The organism is Segeticoccus rhizosphaerae, from assembly GCF_009192725.1.
GTDB classification, from domain to species: Bacteria; Actinomycetota; Actinomycetes; order Actinomycetales; family Dermatophilaceae; genus Segeticoccus; species Segeticoccus rhizosphaerae.
The window spans coordinates 1-3,427 of the sequence record NZ_VOHR01000368.1 but is presented as its reverse complement, the minus strand read 5'-3'; the positions used below and the strand labels follow the sequence as shown (position 1 = coordinate 3,427).

The 3,427-nt window shown below is 70.6% G+C and carries 5 protein-coding genes; 4 read left to right on the top strand and 1 reads right to left on the bottom strand.

From position 1 onward, the window contains the following. Together FRW57_RS19120 and FRW57_RS19115 are read left to right on the top strand one after the other, a co-directional pair. A partial coding sequence (locus tag FRW57_RS19120) for a sensor histidine kinase (protein ID WP_152186777.1) occupies positions 1-1,129 on the top strand: 1,129 nt, incomplete at its 5' end. Continuing rightward, the gene (locus tag FRW57_RS19115; RefSeq protein ID WP_137121714.1) at positions 1,126-1,809 is read left to right on the top strand and encodes a response regulator transcription factor; all 684 of its coding nucleotides are present in this window, start codon (positions 1,126-1,128) and stop codon (positions 1,807-1,809) included. The genes FRW57_RS19120 and FRW57_RS19115, both read left to right, overlap by 4 nt. A gap of 27 nt (positions 1,810-1,836) precedes the next feature. Here the strand turns inward: FRW57_RS19115 and FRW57_RS19110 are convergent, their stop codons facing one another. Next, positions 1,837-2,355 (bottom strand): hypothetical protein, encoded by a 519-nt coding sequence (locus FRW57_RS19110; RefSeq protein WP_137121713.1) that lies wholly within the window; start codon positions 2,353-2,355, stop codon positions 1,837-1,839. A gap of 209 nt (positions 2,356-2,564) precedes the next feature. Between FRW57_RS19110 and FRW57_RS19105 the strand changes: the two genes are divergently transcribed. Both FRW57_RS19105 and FRW57_RS19100 read left to right on the top strand, forming a co-directional pair. Then, positions 2,565-3,047: a CarD family transcriptional regulator gene (locus FRW57_RS19105; RefSeq protein WP_137120721.1), complete on the top strand. Its 483-nt coding sequence runs from the start codon at positions 2,565-2,567 to the stop codon at positions 3,045-3,047. After that, positions 3,044-3,427, top strand: a 384-nt coding sequence (locus FRW57_RS19100) for an IspD/TarI family cytidylyltransferase (protein ID WP_338055387.1), incomplete at its 3' end; no start/stop codon positions are given. The genes FRW57_RS19105 and FRW57_RS19100, both read left to right, overlap by 4 nt.

Sequence of the window (3,427 nt, the reverse complement as noted above, 5' to 3'; positions counted from 1 at the left end):
GGCAGCTCGTCGCCGGGTGCCCGACGACGAGCTGCCCGAGGCGCGCGTGCCCGAGGGCGTGGCCGACGTCCTCGCGGTCCTGGGCTCCAGCGCCATCGTCCTCGACCGCGACGACGCCGTCGTCAGGACCAGCCCGTCGGCGGTGGCCCACGGACTCGTGCGCGACAGCGAGCTGGTCCACCCCGCCCTGCGGGACCTCGCTCGCCGGGTGCGCCGTGACGGCGAGATCCGCGAAGCCGAGTTGGAGCTGTCCCGCGGTCCGATCGGCACCGGCGTCATCACCGTCGCCGCGCGGATCGCCCCGCTCGGGAGCGCCTACGTCCTGCTGCTGGTGGAGGACCGCACCCACGCCCGTCGGCTCGAGGAGGTCCGGCGTGACTTCGTGGCCAACGTCAGCCACGAGCTCAAGACGCCGGTGGGTGGTCTGGCACTGCTCGCCGAGGCCGTCCAGGGGGCCAGCGACGACCCGGAGGCGGTCACCCGTTTCGCCTCGCGGATGCAGGTCGAGAGCAGCCGGCTCACCACCTTGGTCACCGAGATCGTCGAGCTGTCCCGGCTCCAGGTGGCCGACACGCTGCACGACCCGGAGCTCGTCGACGTCGGGCAGGCTGCGGTCGAAGCGGTGGACCACACCGAGCTGCTGGCCCAGGACCGGGGCACGAAGGTGACCCTGGTGCGCGAGGATCCCGGGTCGCCGCAGGTCTTCGGTGACACCCACCTGCTCACCACCGCGATCCGCAACCTGGTCGCCAACGCCATCACCTACTCCGACCCCGGCACCAGCGTGACCCTGGCGGTGCGCACCCGCGGCGAGCTCGTGGAGGTCGCCGTGACCGACCAGGGGCACGGCATACCGGCCAGTGAGCAACCACGCATCTTCGAGCGCTTCTACCGGGTCGACGCCGCCCGCTCGCGGGCCACCGGAGGCACCGGCCTGGGCCTCGCCATCGTCAAGCACGTCTGCGCCAACCACGGCGGAGACGTCACCGTGTGGAGCGAGGAGGGGCACGGCTCCACGTTCACCATGCGGCTGCCGGCCGCACACCGGCCATCCCGGCCGGGCCCCGACCTCCGGATCGCGACGAGAGGTGACTCCATGACCACACCCCACGAAGGGCACCCCGCATGACGCGCATCCTGGTCGTCGAGGACGAGGAGTCCTACTCGGACCCGCTGTCCTACCTGCTGCGCAAGGAGGGCTACGACGTGGACGTGGCCGAGACCGGCCCGGCGGCGCTGGAGCGGTTCGACCGGGCGGGAGCAGACCTGGTGCTGCTCGACCTGATGCTCCCGGGTCTGTCCGGGATCGACGTGTGCCGTGCGCTGAGGCAGCGCTCGTCGGTGCCGGTGATCATGCTCACCGCCAAGGACAGCGAGGTGGACAAGGTCGTCGGCCTCGAGATCGGCGCGGACGACTACGTCACCAAGCCCTACTCGAGCCGCGAGCTGCTGGCCCGGATCAAGGCCGTGCTGCGTCGTCTGCAGGAGCCGGACGAGCTGCTCCCGCCGAGCCTGGAGGCGGGGCCGGTGCGGATGGACGTCGAGCGGCACGTCGTGACCGTCCGGGGTGAGCAGGTCTCCTTCCCGCTCAAGGAGTTCGAGCTGCTGGAGATGCTGCTGCGCAACGCGGGCCGGGTGCTGACACGGGGGCAGCTCATCGACCGCGTGTGGGGGAGCGACTACGTGGGCGACACCAAGACGCTGGACGTCCACGTCAAGCGGCTGCGGGCCAAGATCGAGACGGACTCGTCCGCCCCGGAGCACATCGTCACGGTGCGGGGGCTGGGCTACAAGTTCGAGAGCGCCTGAGCGGATCGGAGGCGCCGGTCGGTGGGATCAGCCGCCGCTGCCGGAGGTCGGCGTCACGGTCGCGTAGTAGCCGTCCGGCAGCAGGACCGGCACCGGGACCTCCTGGGCACCGAAGTCCGGTGTCTTCAGCTGCAGGTCGAGCATCGAACCGGGCGCCACCGCGACCGTGCTGACCTGGACACTCTCCGTGTCGCCGCCCGAGAGCTTGACCGTGCTGTGCGGCGGCAGCTTGGTCTGGGTCGCTTCGGCGTTCGGGGCCTTGAGCTGCAGCGTGACCTCCTGGTCGCCGCTGTTGACCACGTAGCCGGAGACCACGCCGGCGGCTCCCTTGGACCCGGCGACGACGAGCAGGTCGTGCACGGCGACGTCACCGAGGGTGGCGGAGACCCCGTCGGCCGGGTCGTAGTGCAGGTCGGTGGTGATCGGCGAGAACCGCTGGCACCCGGAGATCGCCAAGGTGCCGGCCGCCAGTGCGGCAGTGAGCAGCAGGGCACTCCTCTTCGGGAGCGCGGTCTTGGAGGTGGCCCGGGCCGGTCGACGCTTCACGCGGGTCAGCCTAGCGGGCCGCCTTCGGAACCGGTCGGCATACCCGCGCGAGTGGCCCTGACAAGCATGTCGAAGGCGATCTGTCAAGGGGTCGTTTCACACCGCTGGGACCGGCGTTGGGCCTCTGACCTGCGCAAACGTCCACAGGTCGGTTCAGTGACGGGGCCCATTCGTGGTATCCTAGAGTTCGCGAAAGGGGCAAATAACATATGGAGTTCAAGGTCGGCGAGACGGTCGTGTACCCCCACCACGGGGCCGCACTGATCGAAGAAACCAAGACCCGCACCATCAAGGGAGAGGACAAGCTCTACCTCGTCCTCAAAGTGGCCCAAGGCGATCTGACGATCGAGGTTCCCGCTGAGAACTGCGATCTCGTCGGCGTCCGCGACGTCGTCGGTCAGGAAGGACTCGACAAGGTCTTCGAGGTCCTGCGCGCCGAGCACACCGAGGAGCCGACCAACTGGTCGCGCCGCTACAAGGCCAACCTCGAGAAGCTCGCCTCCGGTGACGTCATCAAGGTCGCCGAGGTCGTGCGCGACCTGTGGCGCCGCGACAAGGACCGCGGCCTGTCCGCGGGTGAGAAGCGGATGCTGGCCAAGGCCCGGCAGATCCTCGTCTCCGAGCTCGCGCTCGCCGAGCACACCAACGAGGACAAGGCCGAGGCCACGCTCGACGAGGTCCTCGCCTCCTGAACGTCGCCCTGGTCCTCGTGGCCGGGGGCCAGGGCACCCGGCTGGGTGCTGCCCAGCCGAAGGCGCTCGTGGCGCTGGCTGGCGAGCCCTTGCTGACGCACGCGTTGCGGCGCGCCACAGCGTGCCCCGACGTGCGGCACGTCGTGGTGGTCGCGCCGAGCGGCCACCTCGACGAGGTGCGTGACATCGCACAAGCCCACCCGCGGGCCGACGACATCGACGTCGTGCCGGGGGGTGCCACCCGTACGGACTCGGTCGCGGCGGGTCTGCGCGCGCTGCATCCCGACGACGGCGTGGTGCTCGTCCACGACGCCGCCCGTTGCCTCGCGCCGGCCGCCCTCTACACCCGGCTCGTCCGCGCGGTCCGATCCGGGCACCCG

What these genes read in the sequence shown, in the direction of transcription:
- FRW57_RS19105 (WP_137120721.1), top strand. Translation starts at nt 2,565, where the DNA reads ATGGAGTTCAAGGTCGGCGAGACGGTCGTGTACCCCCACCACGGGGCC.
- FRW57_RS19115 (WP_137121714.1), top strand. Translation starts at nt 1,126, where the DNA reads ATGACGCGCATCCTGGTCGTCGAGGACGAGGAGTCCTACTCGGACCCG.